The sequence below is a fragment of the Tsuneonella sp. HG222 genome, assembly GCF_053819185.1.
Genome location: NZ_JBSOQZ010000001.1, coordinates 1,328,261 through 1,343,178, shown reverse-complemented (window position 1 = coordinate 1,343,178; position 14,918 = coordinate 1,328,261). Strand labels below are relative to the sequence as shown.

14 protein-coding genes are annotated in these 14,918 nt (G+C 69.7%); 12 read left to right on the top strand and 2 right to left on the bottom strand.

Annotated features, from left to right (window positions below):
* Positions 1–7: 7 nt before the first annotated feature.
* From ACWPMZ_RS06765 to lexA, 10 genes are all read left to right on the top strand, one after another.
* Entirely contained in the window at positions 8–1,519 is a 1,512-nt protein-coding gene (locus tag ACWPMZ_RS06765) for an anthranilate synthase component I family protein (RefSeq protein ID WP_455703244.1), read from the top strand.
* Positions 1,516–2,319, top strand: a complete 804-nt coding sequence (locus ACWPMZ_RS06760) for a phosphodiester glycosidase family protein (RefSeq protein WP_455703243.1) — start codon at positions 1,516–1,518, stop codon at positions 2,317–2,319. Before ACWPMZ_RS06765 ends, ACWPMZ_RS06760 begins: the two co-directional genes overlap by 4 nt.
* Positions 2,316–3,275, top strand: a complete 960-nt coding sequence (gene pip, locus ACWPMZ_RS06755) for a prolyl aminopeptidase (protein WP_455703242.1) — start codon at positions 2,316–2,318, stop codon at positions 3,273–3,275. The genes ACWPMZ_RS06760 and pip overlap by 4 nt, the downstream gene beginning before the upstream one ends.
* Positions 3,272–3,898, top strand: a complete 627-nt coding sequence (locus ACWPMZ_RS06750; protein WP_455703241.1) for an anthranilate synthase component II — start codon at positions 3,272–3,274, stop codon at positions 3,896–3,898. The genes pip and ACWPMZ_RS06750 overlap by 4 nt, the downstream gene beginning before the upstream one ends.
* The gene (gene trpD / locus ACWPMZ_RS06745; RefSeq protein ID WP_455703240.1) at positions 3,895–4,887 is read left to right on the top strand and encodes an anthranilate phosphoribosyltransferase; all 993 of its coding nucleotides are present in this window, start codon (positions 3,895–3,897) and stop codon (positions 4,885–4,887) included. Before ACWPMZ_RS06750 ends, trpD begins: the two co-directional genes overlap by 4 nt.
* A complete protein-coding gene (trpC, locus tag ACWPMZ_RS06740) occupies positions 4,884–5,678 on the top strand; it encodes an indole-3-glycerol phosphate synthase TrpC (protein WP_455703239.1) in 795 nt (264 codons plus the stop codon). Before trpD ends, trpC begins: the two co-directional genes overlap by 4 nt.
* Positions 5,678–5,890, top strand: coding sequence for a hypothetical protein (locus ACWPMZ_RS06735; protein WP_455703238.1), 213 nt, complete (start codon positions 5,678–5,680; stop codon positions 5,888–5,890). Before trpC ends, ACWPMZ_RS06735 begins: the two co-directional genes overlap by 1 nt.
* A gap of 165 nt (positions 5,891–6,055) precedes the next feature.
* Positions 6,056–6,529: a cyclic pyranopterin monophosphate synthase MoaC gene (moaC, locus tag ACWPMZ_RS06730; protein ID WP_455703237.1), complete on the top strand. Its 474-nt coding sequence runs from the start codon at positions 6,056–6,058 to the stop codon at positions 6,527–6,529.
* On the top strand, positions 6,526–7,725 hold the full coding sequence (locus ACWPMZ_RS06725; RefSeq protein ID WP_455703236.1) for a molybdopterin molybdotransferase MoeA: 1,200 nt from the start codon (positions 6,526–6,528) through the stop codon (positions 7,723–7,725). Before moaC ends, ACWPMZ_RS06725 begins: the two co-directional genes overlap by 4 nt.
* A gap of 73 nt (positions 7,726–7,798) precedes the next feature.
* The gene (gene lexA / locus ACWPMZ_RS06720) at positions 7,799–8,488 is read left to right on the top strand and encodes a transcriptional repressor LexA (RefSeq protein WP_455703235.1); all 690 of its coding nucleotides are present in this window, start codon (positions 7,799–7,801) and stop codon (positions 8,486–8,488) included.
* 101 nt (positions 8,489–8,589) lie between these two features.
* On the opposite strand, the gene ACWPMZ_RS06715 is transcribed toward lexA, so the two are convergent.
* On the bottom strand, positions 8,590–10,689 hold the full coding sequence (locus tag ACWPMZ_RS06715; protein WP_455703234.1) for a ComEC/Rec2 family competence protein: 2,100 nt from the start codon (positions 10,687–10,689) through the stop codon (positions 8,590–8,592).
* 118 nt (positions 10,690–10,807) lie between these two features.
* Between ACWPMZ_RS06715 and gltX the strand changes: the two genes are divergently transcribed.
* The gene (gltX, locus tag ACWPMZ_RS06710) at positions 10,808–12,217 is read left to right on the top strand and encodes a glutamate--tRNA ligase (protein WP_455703233.1); all 1,410 of its coding nucleotides are present in this window, start codon (positions 10,808–10,810) and stop codon (positions 12,215–12,217) included.
* A 26-nt stretch (positions 12,218–12,243) separates the two neighbouring features.
* Positions 12,244–13,530 (top strand): citrate synthase, encoded by a 1,287-nt coding sequence (locus ACWPMZ_RS06705; RefSeq protein ID WP_455703232.1) that lies wholly within the window; start codon positions 12,244–12,246, stop codon positions 13,528–13,530.
* A 4-nt stretch (positions 13,531–13,534) separates the two neighbouring features.
* Here the strand turns inward: ACWPMZ_RS06705 and ACWPMZ_RS06700 are convergent, their stop codons facing one another.
* Positions 13,535–14,917, bottom strand: a complete 1,383-nt coding sequence (locus ACWPMZ_RS06700; RefSeq protein ID WP_455703231.1) for a sensor histidine kinase — start codon at positions 14,915–14,917, stop codon at positions 13,535–13,537.
* Position 14,918: the final 1 nt, after the last annotated feature.

The following is a 14,918-nucleotide window of genomic DNA, read 5'->3' as shown; positions in this document are numbered from 1 at the left end:
ACGGGGCTTGGCTGGCGCCCTGCCGGAAAACGCCGCCGCGGCGCGCGCCGCACTGGCGGATGGCAGGCCGGCGCTGGTCTGGCGCAAGCTCGTCGCCGACACCGAGACGCCGGTCGGCGCGGCGATCAAGCTGATCGAGCCCGGGCGGGGGGACTTCCTGCTCGAATCCGTCGAGGGCGGCGAGGTGCGCGGGCGCTACAGCCTGCTGGGGATCGACGCCGACCTGATGTTCCGCGCCACGGGCGCAAGCTGCGAGGTCAACCGCGCGTGGCGCACCGACCGCAGCGCGTTCGAACCGCTGCCCGGCAACAGCCTCGACGAACTGCGCGCTCTCGCCGCAGCGTGCCGCATCGATGTGCCCGCCGGCCTGCCGCCGATCGCCTGCCTGGTCGGCTATTTCGGCTACGAGACCATCGGCCTGGTCGAGAAACTGCCGCGCGCGCCGCAAAGCGATCTGGCCCTGCCCGACATGCTCTTCGCGCGCCCGGCGCTGATCTGCGTGTTCGACCGGCTGAGCGACGACCTGTACTGCATCGCCCCCTTGTGGCCCGACCGGACGGAACCCGACCAGGCGCTCGATCGCGCCGCCGAGCGCATCGACGAAGCGCTGCGCAAGCTGTCCGCGGCGCATGCCGGCGGGGCCAGCGTGGCCGATCTGCCCGACATGGCGCTCGCGCCCAAATTGGCGCCGGGGGTCTACGAGCGCATGGTCCTGTCGGCCAAGGACTACATCGCCGCGGGCGACGTGTTCCAGGTCGTCCTCGCGCAGCGCTTCACCTGCCCCTTCCCGCTGCCCCCGCTGGCGCTCTACCGGGCGTTGCGGCGCGTGAACCCCAGCCCGTTCCTCTACTTTCTCGACCTGCCGGGCTTCGCCGTGGTCGGCTCGAGCCCGGAAATCCTGGTGCGGGTGCGCGACGGGGAAGTGACCATCCGCCCGATCGCCGGGACCCGGCCGCGCGGCGCCACCCGCGAGCTCGACGACGCGGCCGAGACCAGCCTGCTGGCCGATCCCAAGGAATGCGCCGAGCACCTTATGCTGCTCGATCTGGGCCGCAACGACGTGGGCCGGGTCGCCTCCGAGGGCACGGTGCGCGTCACCGACAGTTTCACCGTGGAGCGTTACAGCCACGTGATGCACATCGTCAGCAACGTGGTCGGCCGGCTTTCTCCGGCGAAGGACGCGCTCGATGCGCTGTTCGCGGGCTTTCCGGCCGGCACCGTCAGCGGCGCGCCCAAGATCCGCGCCTGCGAGATCATCGCCGAACTCGAACCCGAGACACGCGGGCCCTACGCCGGCGGGGTCGGATACTTCGCGCCCGACGGCTCGGTCGATTCGTGCATTGTCCTGCGCACCGCGGTGGTGAAGGACGGGCTGATGCACGTGCAGGCCGGCGCCGGGATCGTCGCCGACAGCGACCCGGCCTACGAACAACGCGAATGCGAAGCCAAGGCCGGCGCGCTGATCGCCGCCGCGCGCGAGGCGTCGCGGATCGCCAGCGAACCGGGGTTCGGGCAATGAAGCGGCTCCTCCCCACCCTGTCCCTCAGCCTGGCCGCCCTGCTGGCCCTCGGCGCCTGCTCCCAGCAGCCTGAAGAAGAAGACAACCTGGTCATCAACGTCACGACCGGTCAGGAAGCCTGCGAGCCGGTCATGTTCGAGGAAAGCCCGCTGACCCATTGCGTCGCCGACCCGCGGCGCCACCAGATCCGCATGGTCCTGGGTCCCGACGGCGGCCCGCCCTATCGCAGCCTCAAGGCCTTTGCCGAGGATCGCCCGGGCGACGCGCCGGTCGTGGCGTTCGCCATGAACGGCGGAATGTTCGACGAGGACGGCGAACCGGTCGGCTACTATGTTTCCTCGGGCAGGCGGCTGACGGTGCTCAACCAGACCGAAGGGCCGGGCAATTTCCACCTCAAGCCCAACGGCGTCTTCTTCGGCACCGGCGACCAGTGGCAGGTGCTCGACAGCGAGAGCTTTTCCGAACGCATTCTCACCCGCCCGCAGTTCGCCACGCAATCCGGCCCGATGCTGGTGATCGACGGCGAGTTGCACGAGGCGTTCGACTCCGACGGTCAGTCGACCAAGATCCGCAACGGCGTGGGGGTGGATGGCGGCGGCCGGGCGCATTTCGTGATCAGCGAGGCGCCGATCAGCTTCGGCAAGTTCGGCCGCTATTTCCGCGACGTGCTGGAGATTCCCAACGCGCTGTTCCTCGACGGCACCGTCTCCGCCCTGTGGGACCCTGCTCGTCAGCGGATCGATGATGGCGCGCCGCTCGGGCCGCTGATCGTGGTGGAGAACAAGGGCCGCCAGCCATGAGCGGCTATCGCGGGCTCTATCCGGCCATCGAACCCTACGAAAGCGGCTGGCTCGACGTGGGTGAAGGCCATTCGCTCTATTACGAGCGCGTCGGCGCGCCCGGCGCGAAACCGGCGGTGTTCCTCCACGGAGGGCCCGGCGGCGGCATGTCGCCCGACCATCGGCGGCAGTGGGACCCGGCGCGCTATGATGTCCTGCTGTTCGACCAGCGCGGCTGCGGTCAGTCGAAGCCTTTCGCCGAAATCGAGCACAACGACACCTGGCGCATCGTCGCCGATATCGAGCGGCTGCGCGAGATGTGCGGGCACGCCGCGTGGCAGGTCTTCGGCGGAAGCTGGGGCGCGACGCTCGCCCTCGCATATGCGCAGGCTCACCCTACGCGTGTGAGCGAACTCATCCTGCGCGGCGTGTTCCTCGCCACGGCGAAGGAGAACCGCTGGCTCTACGAATACGGCGCCAGCGAGGTCATGCCCGAGGCGTGGGCCCGCTTCAGCGGCCACATCCCGGCCGACGAGCGCGGCGACCTGCTGGACGCCTATGCCCGGCGGCTATTCAGCGAGGACGAGGCCACGCGCCTCGCCGCGGCGTCCGAGATGTCGCGCTGGGAGGGGAGCGTCGCCACGCTGCTGCCCAATCCCGAACTGGTCGAGGCCTATGCCGACCCGCACAAGGCGCTGCCCTTCGCCCGTATCTGCGCGCGCTTCTTCCAGCAGCGCTTCTGGCTGGAAGAAGGCCAGTTGCTCGCCAACCTCGACCGCGTCCGCGAAATTCCGGCGATCATCGTCCAGGGCCGGCACGACATCTGCACTCCGCCGACTTCGGCCTGGGCGCTGCACCGGGAATGGCCTGGCTCCGAGCTCTGGATGGTGCCCGACGCCGGCCACTCGGCGAGCGAACCCGGCATCGTCGATGGGCTGGTGCGCGCGACCGACAAGTTCGCTAGGGGCGGCCGATGAGCGCCGGCGCAGACATCCTGGTCGTGGACAACTACGACAGCTTCACCTTCAACCTGGTCCATTACCTGATGGAACTGGGTGCCAGGGTCGAGGTGGTGCGCAACGACGAGATTTCCGCCGGGCAGGCGGTCTCGAGCGGGGCGAAGGGGATCCTCATCTCGCCCGGCCCGTGCACCCCGAACGAAGCCGGCATCAGCCTCGACCTCGTGGCAGCAAGCGCCGACAAGGCCTTGCCGTTGCTGGGCGTTTGCCTCGGGCACCAGGCGATCGGCCAGCATTTCGGCGGCAGGGTGGTGCGCGGCGGACTGATGCACGGCAAGACCAGCCCGGTCGACCATGACGGGTCGGGCGTGTTCGCCGGCCTGCCCAGCCCCTTCATCGCCACCCGCTATCACTCGCTGATCGTCGAGGACATTCCCGCCTGCCTGCTGGTCAACGCCACCAGCGAGACCCCGGGGCTCGACGGCACGGCGGTCATGGGCTTCCGCCATGCGGACCTGCCGATCCACGGGGTGCAGTTCCACCCCGAGTCGATCGCCACCGAACACGGCCACGACCTGCTGGCCAATTTCCTGCGCGTCTGCGGCATCGACGCCCGGCGCGAGGGTGTGCGGGCGGCATGAAGCGCCTGCCGCCGGTCGAGCCGCACCTCTCCGAAGAGGAAGCCGAGACCGCGTTCGCCGCGATGCTCGACGGCGAGACCTCGGACGAGGAGATCGCCCGCTTCCTCTCCGAGCTGTCCGACCGCGGCGAGACCGCCAGCGAGATCACCGGAGCCGCGCGGGCCCTGCGCGCGCGATTAATCCCGATCGAGGCGCCCGAAGGCGCGATCGACGTCTGCGGCACGGGCGGCGATGGCAAGCATACGCTCAACGTCTCGACCGCGGTCAGCCTGGTCGTGGCGGCCTGCGGGGTGCCGGTAGCCAAGCACGGCAACCGTGCGGCGAGCAGCAAGGCCGGCGCGGCCGACACGCTCGAGGCGCTGGGTCTCGACATGGAAGCCGCCGGGCGCACCGCCGAAACCACGCTGCGCGAAGTCGGCATCTGCTTCCTCTTCGCTGCAAATCATCACCCCGCGATGCGACGAATTCAGCCAATTCGTCAGAAACTGGGCAAGCGGACGATCTTCAACCTGATGGGCCCTCTGTCCAACCCGGCCCATGTCACCGGCCAGCTGCTCGGCATCGCGCGCCCGGCCTATGTGCCGATCTATGCCGATGCGATGGCGCGGCTCGGCACCGGGCGCAGCTTCATCGTCTCGGGCGACGAGGGGCTCGACGAGCTCTCGCTCGATGGCGGCAACGAGCTCGCCGACGTCCAGGGCCACGATTTCGAGATGCGGAGGGTCGATGCCGCCGCCGCCGGACTGCCGCACGCCCCGGTCGAGGCGATCCGCGGCGGCGACGCGGCGCACAATGCCGCCGCCCTGCGCGCCCTGCTGATGGGCGCGCCCGGCCCCTACCGCGATGCCGTGCTGTTCAATGCCGCCGGCGCGCTGATGGTGGCGGGCGAGGTCTCCGACTGGAAAGACGGCGTCGAGGAAGCGGCCGAGGCGCTCGACAAGGGCCTCGCCAAGGCGCTGCTCGACTGCTGGATCGCGGCCGCGCGATGACCGACAAGCTCGCCGAAATCTGCGCCACCAAGCGCGAGGAAGTGCTGGCGCGCCAGGCGCTGGCGACACTGGAGGACCTCGATCGGATCGCGCGTGACGCCACGGCCCCGCGCGGCTTCCGGGCCAATCTCGAAGCGATGGCGTCAGAACGCTTCGGCCTCATCGCGGAGATCAAGAAAGCTTCCCCCTCCAAGGGTTTGATCCGGGCCGATTTTCGCCCGGCCGAACACGCGGTTGCCTACACCCGCGGGGGCGCCGCCTGCCTCTCGGTGCTGACCGACGCGCCCTATTTCCAGGGGCACGAGGACTATCTGATGGATGCGCGGGCGGCCTGCCCGCTGCCCGTGCTGCGCAAGGACTTCATGATCGACCCCTGGCAGGTGGCCGAGGCGCGGGCGATCGGCGCCGATGCGATCCTGATCATCGTCGCCGCGCTGAGCGACGGCGCCATGGCGGAGATCGAGGCCGCCGCGCTCGAGCGCGGGATGGACGTGCTGGTCGAGGTCCACGACGAGGCGGAGATGGAGCGGGCGGCCCGGTTGCGGTCACGGCTGATCGGCGTCAACAACCGCGACCTGCGCACTTTCCGCACCGACCTGGCGACGACGGAGCGCCTCGCCCCGCTGGCGCCCGAGGGGACGCTCCTGGTGGGTGAGAGCGGGATCAACTCGCACGAGGACTGCCTGCGCCTTGCGGCGGCGGGCGTGCGCTGTTTCCTTGTCGGCGAGAGCCTGATGCGGCAGGACGACGTCGAGGCGGCAACGAGGCTGCTGCTGACGGGGGAAATCTGATGCGCAAGCTCCTCGACACGACGTTCCGGGTGATCAGCACCTTGCTGGGGTGCGTCATGGTCTTGCTGGGCGGAGTTTGGATCCTGCAGGGCCTCAACATCGCCTTTCTCGACAGCTTCATGGCCGGCGACATCACGTGGACCATCTGGGGCGTGCTGCTGGCCCTGGGCGGGATCGGGCAGGTGATCTGGAGCAACAAGCGCCCGACATAGGCGGCGCTGTCCTACAAGGTCGCGATATGCCATGAGATTCGGCATGAATCGGATCCTCGTCCCGGGCATTTCCCCTGTCACCGCTCGGCCTCGCCGTAGCAGGGTCCGAACGGCAGCGATCCAGTCGTATACTCCGTGTCATCCTAGCCTGTTGCGGAGGGCACGATGAGCCGGCTGACCCATCTCGACGAATCGGGCGCAGCCCGGATGGTCGACGTCGGCGGCAAGGCGCAGACCGCCCGCAGCGCCACGGCCGAGGGCCGCATCCGCATGGCGCCCGAAACCCTGCAGGCAGTGCGCGAGGGGAGCGGACCCAAGGGCGACGTGCTCGCCGCCGCGCGCATCGCCGGGATCATGGCCGCCAAGAAAACCGGCGATCTCATTCCGTTGTGCCACCCGCTCGCGCTCGACGCGGTGAGCGTGGATTTCGCCTTCGAGCACGATGCCGTGCGGGTCAGCGCCACGGCGTCGCTCACCGGCAAGACGGGGGTGGAAATGGAAGCCTTGTCAGCGGTTTCCGTCGCGCTCCTGACAATCTACGACATGGCCAAGGCGATTGAGAAGGGCATGACGATCGAGGGCGTCCGCCTGCTCGAGAAGACCGGCGGCAAGAGCGGTACCTGGCGCGCGTCGACATGACGCCGCCCCTTCCGCTCGACGAGGCGCAGGCGCGCCTGCTGGCGGGGGTCGAGCCACTGCCAGCCGAAGCACTCGCGGCCGGCGAGACCGTCGGCCACTATCTCGCTGAGCCACTGCTCGCCGCCCGCACCCAGCCCACCGCCGACCTGTCGGCGATGGACGGCTATGCCGTGCGCGGCGACGACAGTGCCGGCCCCTGGACCGTCGTGGGCGAGAGCGCGGCTGGCCATCCCTTCGCCGGCGAGCTTTCGCCCGGGCAGGCCGTGCGGATTTCCACCGGAGCGCTGATGCCGCAGGGGGCCGGTGCCGTCCTGCTGCAGGAGAACGCCGCGCGCGAAGGCGACCGTCTGATCCTCGCCAATGATGACGGACCCACTGAGCGGCATATCCGCCGTGCCGGATTCGATTTTCGCGTCGGTGACACGCTGCTCGACAAGGGGGTCCGGATCGGCCCGGCGCACCTCGCCCTCGCCCTCGCGGCGGGGCAGGCAAACCTGGTAGTCCATCGCCGGCCCCTGGTAGCAGTACTCGATTCGGGAGACGAGCTCGTCGCCAACCCGGCCGCCTGTGCTCCCCACCAGATACCCGCCAGCAACGGCGCGATGCTCGCGGCGATGGCGGCGCCCTGGGCCGCCTCGGTCGCGCGGCTCGGGCCGGTGCCCGACACGATGGACGCGATGCTCGGCGCGCTCGACCGTGCGGGAGGCGCCGAAGTCATCGTGACCAGCGGCGGCGCATCAGTGGGCGATCACGATCTGGTGCGCCCGGCGCTGGAGGCATGGGGCGCCGAAATCGCCTTCTGGCGCGTCGCGATCCGTCCCGGCAAGCCGCTGCTGGTGGCGCGCAAAGGTCCGCAATGGATCATCGGCCTGCCCGGCAATCCGGTGTCGAGCTACGTGACCGCGTTCCTCTTCGCCCTGCCCCTGCTGCGCGCGCTCGGCGGGGCGGCGAACCCGCTCCCCACTGCGTTCCGCGCCCCGCTGGCCCGGCCGCTGTTCGCCGTGGGCGAGCGGGCCGAGTTCGTTCGCGCGCGGTTCGAGGATGGGGCGCTCGCCCCGATTTCGGAGCGCGACAGCAGCGCCCTGCTCGCCCTTTCGCGCGCCGACGCGCTGATCCGGCGGCCCGCTTTTGCGCCGGCTGCCGAGGCGGGCGACACCGTGGCGGCCTATTGGCTCGAAAATGGCGGTATCGCTTGACAAGAGTTATCCGGGTTGCCTACTTGTTCCGCGTTCGTTCCCGAATTGGAACGTTTTTGCGGAGAGCGCCGGAATGTTGACCGCCAAGCAGCACGAACTGCTCCTCTACATCCAGCGCAAGCTGGAAGAGAGCGGGATTTCGCCTTCGTTCGAGGAGATGAAGGAGGCGCTCGATCTCAAGAGCAAGTCGGGCGTGCACCGCCTGATCTCGGCGCTCGAGGAGCGCGGATTCATCCGCCGCCTGCCCAACCGGGCTCGCGCGCTGGAAGTGCTGCGCCAGCCCGAGAATGCCACCCCCGCGCGCGTCACGGCGGCAGCCGCCAACGATGCGGTCGCTCGGGTGACCGTGCCGCCGCGCGCTGCGCCGGCCGCCGCAAACGATGTCATCGAGATTCCGCTCCACGGGCGGATCGCCGCGGGCGTCCCGCTCGAAGCGCTCGAGACCGATCGCACCCTGCCCGTGCCTGCTGCCCTGCTGGGTGCGGGCGAGCACTACGCGCTCGAGGTGTCGGGCGATTCGATGATCGAGGCGGGCATCCTCGACGGCGACTACGCGCTGGTGCGCAAGACGAACTCGGCGCGCGACGGCGAGATCGTCGTCGCCCTGGTCCGTGACGAGGAAGCGACGCTCAAGTACCTGCGCCACGAAAACGGGATGATCCGGCTCGATCCGGCCAACGCCGCCTACGATCCGCAGTACTATGCCGAGAACGAGGTCCAGGTGCAGGGCAAGCTCGCCGGCCTGCTGCGCCGCTACCACTAGGCTGTCGCGAAAACCGAGGCCGGGCGGCGCCGGAGCGGCGCGCCCGGTCCGGTCCTGCTCCGGGGTCTGCCCTTGTCTCCAGGGTTAGCTGGCCAGATTCGTCAGTCGGCCGGTCGCCCGCGCCACCAACCGTGGCGCCCCTGCCCTTCGGCGACAGACTCCACCGCTATCCCGTCGCGTCCCAGCACGAGCGACAGGCCTCCGGTGGCGTCGAGCATCCGGCGGTCGGCGCGCAGCGCGCGCGGCTGGCAGGTGCGCGGCAGGTAGCGGTCGGCCACGACGATGTCCGCCCGCTCGCAGGCCGCGGCCAGCGCGCGCTCTTCGATAAGATTGCGGCTGCGCGACAGGAGCAGGTGCCAGGTCCGCCCCTCGCGCTCGATGCCCAGCACGCAGAAGTCGGGCGTGCACTCGGCGTCGGGCCATTGGGCCAGCGGGATCGGCTCGGCCGCGACGCCGGCCAGTTCCATCAGGTTTTCGCGCGTGAAGTCGCTTCTGCTGTCGCGCAGGGAGAGCAGCCTCCCGTCAGCGGTCACCACCCCGACCTGGCGCCCATCGCCGGCGATCAGCACGTCGGGTTCCGGGGTCAGGACAAACAGCACGGTGGCGAGGCCCGCCAGGCCCAGCCCCCAGAGCCGGACCCTGCCCCGCCACAGGGCCATCCACGCGCCGCCGGCCAGGAACAGGGCGTAGGTGCCCCAGCCCATCTGCGGCATCAGCCTGACCGCGCCGGGCTGGTCCGCGGCGAGGTGAGCGAGGCCGAGCAAGAGGTCGAGCGACTGGCCCGCCAGCCACCACGCGGGCGACCCGGCCCCGACGAGGTCGAGCAGCAGCGCCAGCGCGATGAGCGGCATCGAAACGAAGGTCGTCAGAGGGATGGCGATGACGTTGGCGAACGCGCCGTAGACGCCCGCGCGGTGGAAATGGAACAGCACGATCGGCATCAGCGCCAGCTCGATGACCAGCCCCGTGACGAGCAGCATCGCCAGCGCGCGCCACAGCCGGCCCAGCGCCCTCCCCTCGCGCGGCGCGAGGAAGCGCCGGACCCATCCCGCATCGTGCAGCGCGACGATGGCGACCACGGCGGCAAAGCTCATCTGGAAGCTCGGCCCGGCAATCGCCTCGGGCCACAGCAGCAGGACGAAGGCCGCCGCCACCGCGACCATACGCATCGACAGCGGCTCGCGCCCCAGCGCCAGCGCTCCCAGCACCAAGACCGCGCCCACGCAGCTGCGGATCGTGGGCACCTCGGCGCCGGTCAGAAGCGTATAGCCGACGCCCGCCAGCGCCCCCGCGCCGGCGGCGACCAGCGGCAGCCGCACCCTCAGCGCGAACCACGGCCAGAGCGCCAGCAGGCGAATGGCGAGGAAATAGACCGCCGCGATGACCGCGCTGACATGCACCCCGCTGATCGACAGCAGGTGCGTCAGGCCCGCGTCGCGCATCGCCTCCTCGTCGGCCGGGTCGATCGCCCCGCGGTCGCCACTGGCGAAGGCCGCGGCGATCGAACCGGCCGATCCGCCTAGTTGCCCGCGAACGTGATCGGCCAGCCGGCGCTGCGTGGCGGCCAGCCAGGCCTCGCCGCGCGCCGGCTCGACCAGTTCCACCCCGCCCTGCACGCTGCCGGTGGCCGCGAAGCCCTGGAACCAGGCCGCGCGGGCAAAGTCGTAACCGCCCGGCAACATCGGCGAGGCGGGCGGCATCAGCCGCGCCCGAAAGCGGATCACAGCGCCTTCGCGCAGCGCCGGCGCGTCCTCGGCCAGGGGCACGTTGACTCGCACCTTGATCGCCCGGCCCTCCTCGTCGCGGGTCGCCAGCACCAGCCGGGTGCGGCCTTCCGCGGGCTGTTCGATCCGCTCGAGGATCCGGCCCTCGAACGTCGCCGATACCGGGCGCGGGAGCAGTTCGGCCCCGATCAGGGTCGAGCGCATCCAGACGAGCCCGGTGCCGAAGGCGAAGACGAGCCCCAGCGAGACCGCCGCCAGCAACAGGTGATTGCGCCCCTCGACCCCGCGCCACAGCGCCCCGGCCGTCGCCGCGACCAGCAAGGCCGCCAGGATCGCCCCGACCCACCAGGCCGGTTCCGGCAGCACGAACCAAGCGGCAATGCCCGCCGCCAGCGCCAGCGTCAGCCACGGGCCGCGGTCGAAGGCCGCGCGCTGCAGGAATTGATCCGCCGCATCGAGCACGCTGGACAAGCGCACGCGCTTTCGCCAAGGCGTCTGCTGCAACGCAACATCACCCGGCTCCCCGACTTCCAGCGGGATCAGCGGCGGTAAGCGCGTGGCCATCGATCTGTAGTGGATAGGGAAAGTCGAAAGCATGGCAAGCGGCAGCAGCGAAACGGTTGTTACCCGCTTCGCGCCCTCGCCCACCGGTTTCCTGCACATCGGCGGCGCACGCACTGCTTTGTTCAACTGGCTGTTCGCGCGCCACCACGGCGGCAAGGCCTTGCTGCGGATCGAGGACACGGACCGGAAGCGGTCCACCCAGCAGGCGATCGACGCCATTCTCGACGGTCTCGACTGGCTCGGCCTCGACTACGACGAGCCGCCGGTCTTCCAGAGCGAGCGCGCCGGGCGCCATGCCGAGGTCGCCGCGCAGCTGCTCGCATCAGGCAATGCCTACAAGTGCTTCGCCACGACCGAAGAGCTCGAGGCGATGCGCGAGGACCAGCGCGCAAGGAAGCTGCCGCTGCGCTATGACGGCCGCTGGCGCGATCGCGACCCGGCCGAGGCGCCGGAGGGCGCGCCCTACGTCATCCGCCTGAAAACCCCCAACGAGGGCGAGACGGTGATCGAGGACCGGGTCCAAGGCCGCGTGGCGGTCAAGAACGCCGAGATCGACGACTACGTGCTGCTGCGCGCCGACGGGACGCCGACCTACATGTTGGCGGTGGTGGTCGACGATCACGACATGGGCGTGACCCACATCGTGCGCGGGGACGACCATCTCAACAACGCGTTCCGCCAGCTGCCGATCATCACGGCGATGGGCTGGCCGCAGCCGGTTTACGCGCACATCCCGCTGATCCACGGCAACGACGGGGCCAAGCTGTCCAAGCGCCACGGGGCGATGGGCGTCGACGCTTACCGAGACGAGCTGGGCATCCTGCCCGAGGCCCTGTTCAACTATCTGCTGCGCCTGGGCTGGGGTCACGGCGACCAGGAGGACTTCACCCGCGAGGAGGCGATCGCCGCCTTCACGCTGGAAGGCGTCGGCAAGAGCCCGAGCCGCTTCGACATGAAGAAGCTGCTCAACATGAACGGCAACTACATCCGCGCGGCGGACGACGCGGAGCTGGCCCGGATCGCCGCGGCCCGCATCGGCCCCGAGGCCGACGTGGCGCGTCTGGTCGAGGCCATGCCGGTGCTCAAGACGCGGGCCAAGGACATGAACGAGCTGGCCGACGGAGCCGCCTTCCTGTTCCGCACCCGCCCGCTGCCGATTTCGGACGCGGCCGAAGCGCTGCTGACGCCCGAGGCGCGGGCCATGCTGGCAACGATTTCTTTGCGTCTCAAAGACGAACCGAACTGGACAATCGAGGCGCTGGAAGCCAATCTGAAAGCCTATGCGGAGGAGCTGGGGTTGGGTCTCGGCAAGCTCGCCCAGCCGCTCCGCGCGGCGCTGACCGGGCAGACCACTTCCCCGGGAATTTTCGATGTGCTGGCGCTTCTCGGAAGGGAAGAAAGCCTCGCGCGGATCGACGCACAGGCGGTCGGACCGGCCTGAGCAACGGAACTTGCAGGAGACGTATCTTGGCTGACTCACAGGCGACACTGGCGGTAGGCGGCGACACCACCGATTTTCCCGTCATGCACGGCACGGTCGGGCCCGACGTGGTCGACATCCGCAAGCTCTATGGCCAGACCGGGATGTTCACCTACGATCCGGGGTTCACCTCTACCGCGAGCTGCGAGAGCGGCCTGACCTACATCGACGGTGACGAAGGCGTCCTGCTTCACCGCGGCTATCCGATCGGCCAGCTGGCCGAACAGTCCAACTTCATGGAAGTCAGCTACCTGCTGCTGAACGGCGAGCTGCCTTCCAAGGACGAGCTGGATGAATTCAGCTGGACGATCACCCGCCACACCATGCTGCACGAGCAGCTCGCGCAGTTCTATCGCGGTTTCCGGCGCGACGCGCACCCGATGGCCATCATGTGCGGCGTCGTGGGCGCGCTGTCGGCGTTCTACCACGATTCGACCGACATCTCCGACCCGGTCCAGCGGCGCATCGCCAGCCACCGGCTGATCGCCAAGATGCCGACGATCGCGGCGATGGCGTACAAGTATTCGATCGGACAGCCCTTCCTTTATCCCGACAACTCGCTGAGCTACACGGGCAACTTCCTGCGCATGACCTTCGGCGTCCCGGCCGAGGAATACGAGGTGGTGCCCGAGGTCGAGCGGGCGATGGACCGGATCTTCATCCTCCACGCCGATCACGAACAGAACGCTTCGACCAGCACCGTGCGCCTTGCCGGTTCGTCGGGCGCCAATCCGTTCGCCTGCATCGCGGCGGGCATCGCCTGCCTGTGGGGCCCGGCGCACGGCGGCGCCAACGAGGCAGCGCTCAACATGCTGCGCGAGATCGGCACGCCCGATCGCATCCCGCACTACATCGAACGCGCCAAGGACAAGAACGACCCGTTCCGCCTGATGGGCTTCGGTCACCGGGTATACAAGAACTACGATCCGCGGGCGACCGTGATGCAGAAGACCGTGCGCGAGGTGTTCGATGCGCTGAAGGTCAAGGACCCGCTGTTCGAGACCGCCCTGCGGCTCGAGGAACTGGCGCTGCACGACGACTATTTCATCGAGAAGAAGCTGTTCCCCAACGTCGATTTCTACTCGGGGATCATTCTTTCGGCGATCGGCTTCCCGACGACGATGTTCACCGCGCTGTTCGCCCTTGCCCGCACGGTCGGCTGGGTGGCGCAGTGGAACGAGATGATCAGCGATCCCGGCCAGAAGATCGGCCGCCCGCGCCAGCTCTACACCGGCCCGACCGAGCGCGATTACATCCCGCTGAGCCAGCGCTGAGGGATCAGCGCTTCTCCGCCCGGCGATCGTCGAAGGCGGGCAGGTCGAGGGTGAAGCGCGCGCCCTCGCCCGGGATGCTGGCGACGGTGAGGTCGCCCTCCATCGCCCGGGCCAGACGGCGCGAGATGTAGAGCCCCAGGCCCGAGCCGCCGTCACCGCTGCGGCCGAGCCGCTCGAACTTCTCGAACACGCGGGCCTGCTGCTCGGCGCTCAACCCTTCGCCCTGGTCCACCACGTGGATGCGTGCGCGGTCGCCGTCGCGCTCGGCCGTCAGGCTGACCTGCGTGCCCTCGGGGGCGTAGCGCAGCGCGTTGCCCAGCAGGTTCAGCAGAATCTGCAGGACGCGGCGAAACTCGCCGACCGCCAGGACGCTGTCGTCCGCGCCCGGCGGTTCGACCGCAATCGCCCGTTCGCGCGCCCGCACGCCGAGAATGCCGGCCGCTCGGCGGGCCACGTCGGCAAGGTCGATCCTGTCGGGGGCGGTGTCGAAGTCTTCCGCCTCGACCACCTCGAGGTCGGCCAGATCGTCAATCAGCGCCAGCAGGTGCTCGCCCGCGGTCGCGATGTCGGCGGCATACTTGCTGTATTCCTCCGCCAGCGGCCCGGCGAGCTGGGTGCGAATGGTCTCGGCATTGGCGATGATCCGGCTGATCGGCTGGCGCAGGACAGGTGCGATCTCGCGCCCCATCGCCGCGCTGAACACGGTCCTGGGCTTGGCCGGCTGGGCATCGCCAGCTGGCTCATCGGCCACGAACAGCAGGTCGAATCCGGCCGAACCGGGTTCCGGCCGCCCGAGCGGCAGGAGCACGGCCTTCCAGCTCCGCGAAGATTCCGGAACGACGAGGCGCGCCCCGTCGAGCAGGCGCCAATGGCGGTCCTGGCGGTTGTCGTCGCCCGCAACCTCGACGATCTCGGTCCAGCGCGTGCCCTGCCCTTCGCGCAGGCGGCGGGCCGTCTCCGCCAGTTCGGCGCTGTCGCAGTCGACCGCGATGACCTGCTGGTCGGGGCCCAGACGCACGGTCAGTTCGGCGACATGGCGTTCGATCGCCGCGCGGCGCTCCTCGGCCGCGGCCTGGTCCTCGGGCGGCAGCGGCTCGGCCTGCCAGTTGGCAAGCCCGATGGTGCAGCCCCCGCCGGAAATATCGGGCTGGATTTCCACCCAGGCGGTCACGGCTTCGGTGCCGTCCTGCGCCTCGATCGCGCGGGCCAGGCGAAGGCCGTAAAGGCGCGACTTGCGCACCAGTTCGAGCAGGGCCGGCGTGGCGACGATCCCGGGAAGCTCGCCGCCGCTGCGCAATTGCAACCCGGCCAGCGGCTCCTCGGCCTCGACCAGCCAGTCGCGCCCGTCGGTGCGCGCGGTGGCAACGAAATGCGCGGCGGTCGCCATC